Origin of the sequence: Agromyces italicus DSM 16388 (genome assembly GCF_000421545.1) — a bacterium.
GTDB lineage: Bacteria > Actinomycetota > Actinomycetes > Actinomycetales > Microbacteriaceae > Agromyces > Agromyces italicus.
The window spans coordinates 1-1,998 of sequence record NZ_ATXF01000002.1; the positions used below are offsets into that span (position 1 = coordinate 1).

The 1,998-nt window shown below is 65.6% G+C and carries 2 protein-coding genes; one reads left to right on the top strand and one right to left on the bottom strand.

Annotated features, from left to right (window positions below; all coding sequences use genetic code 11):
* Positions 1-52: 52 nt before the first annotated feature.
* The gene (locus H516_RS21040; RefSeq protein WP_022887751.1) at positions 53-490 is read left to right on the top strand and encodes a GNAT family N-acetyltransferase; all 438 of its coding nucleotides are present in this window, start codon (positions 53-55) and stop codon (positions 488-490) included.
* A 50-nt stretch (positions 491-540) separates the two neighbouring features.
* On the opposite strand, the gene H516_RS0100405 is transcribed toward H516_RS21040, so the two are convergent.
* The gene (locus tag H516_RS0100405) at positions 541-1,746 is read right to left on the bottom strand and encodes an IS110 family RNA-guided transposase (RefSeq protein ID WP_033196659.1); all 1,206 of its coding nucleotides are present in this window, start codon (positions 1,744-1,746) and stop codon (positions 541-543) included.
* Positions 1,747-1,998 lie beyond the last annotated feature (252 nt).

Here is a 1,998-nt window from a genome sequence, read left to right on the forward strand (position 1 = left end):
CCAAACCCAAGCGTGGTCACGACAACAGGTTTGGGCGCGGCAGAATACGTGGATGACGATTACTACCCGGATGGCTACGGTCACGGATGAGGGGTGGCTGTTCCAGCTCCACGAGGATGCTCACAAGGAATTGGTTGAAGCGGCCTATGGTCCGTGGATCGTGGTGCAGCAGCAGGAGTTCTTCCGCCCGCTCGTCGATGATCACGACGTCTTCATTCTCGAACAGGACGGGTCGGCTGTTGGCGCGGTGTACTTGGGCATCCGCGATGAAGACACCTGGCTCGAGCTCATCGAAGTAACCCCGGCCCGTCAGGGCGAGGGCATCGGCGCTGCCGCCCTCAGTTGGGTGGTCGAAGAATCCGTGAAGGCCGGGCGTGGGACGCTACTTCAGGTTCACAAGGTCAACGAGGGAGCGAAGCGCCTGTACGAACGTGAAGGCTTCACTGATGCCGGAACGACGGAAACCCACCACTTGCTCCGTCACCCGTAGCCCCGGTTTAGGTTGTGATCCTCTCGGCCCGCGCCGGGAGGATCGTTGGGTCATGCGGCCATCTGCTGCACCCGTGGTTCGTAGAGGGTGCCGTCGCGGAGCATCGCGTAGAGCACGTCGGATCGGCGTCGTGCGAGGGCGATGAGGGCTTGGTTGTGGCGTTTGCCTTGCGCGATCTTGCGGTCGTAGTACTGGCGTGAGTCGGGGTCGCGGAGTGCGGCGAACGCGGATAGGAACATCGCGCGCTTGAGGACCTTGTTGCCGCGCCGGGATGGGTGTTCGCCGCGGATCGAGGATCCTGATCTTCGGGTGACGGGTGCGAGCCCGGCGTAGGCGGCAAGGTGGCCGGCGGTGAGGAATTCCTTCCCGGTGATCTCGGTCAGGAGTCGGGCCGCCGTCCTGACGCCGACTCCGGGCATGCTCGTCAGGACGGGGTGAAGAGGGTGGGCCGCTACGAGTTGCTCGACCTCGGCGGCGATCTCGTCACGCTGTCGGCGCAGCCCGGCGAGTTGCTCGGCAAGGCGCGGCAGCACGGTGCCGGCTGCGCTGGTGCCGATGACCACTACGGTCTGCTCGCGCAACGCTGCGGTGATCTCGGCCGCCCATACCCGGCCTTTCCGGGGCGCGCGTTTGATCAGCCGATTCCCCAGACGCTTCTCACCGGCAGCGGCCATCGCCGTCGGCGACGGGTAATGCTCGAGCAGGTCGAGGATCGCCGGATGGTCCAGCCTCGGCCCGATCACCCGCTCGAGTGCGGGGTGGATTTGTGTGAGCAGGCCGCGGATGCGGTTGCTGACCTGAACGATCTGCCCGGCCAGGTCGTCGTCGAAGCCGCACAGCATGGTCAGTTCGGCGATCTGCTCGTCGGCGATCTGGATCGACCGCAGCGTGTGCGGCATGGTGCGGGCGGTTTCGGCGATGATCAACGCGTCACGGGCGTCCGTCTTGGCCTCGCCGGGGTGTAGATCCGCGATCCGTCGCATCGCCAGCCCCGGCAGGTAGCCCACGAGCACGCCCTCGGCCTTGGCGACCGCGATCGGCAGCGCCCCGATAGTCGCGGGCTGGTCGACGACGAGCAGCACCCGCCCGTGTGCCTTCAGCTCACCGATCAGCGCGCGCATACGGCGCTCGTCGTTGGGTAACGCCTTGTCGAACAGCCGGGTGCCATGCCGGTCGAGCGCGACGGCATGGTGCTCACCCTTGCCGACGTCCAAGCCGACGAAGATCTCCACGCTCTCGTAGCCAGCGACACTCAGGTTCACGCGTTCCTCCGATCGTCAGGTCATTGACGGCCTGCTATCGGCAGTGAGTGTCGGCATCCACGTTACGAATGACCTCGGATCTGTCTCCGGGCCCAGCCCCTATCAGCGATCACGCACTGCCAGACCAGGCCCGGTGACAACACCCCCCAGATCATGACTTCGACAGGGGGCAGTAATCATGCCGGGCCCGGCAGGCCGTCGCCCCTCAGCTTGCCGCCGAGAAGGCTCACGAAGAAGGTAACGGGG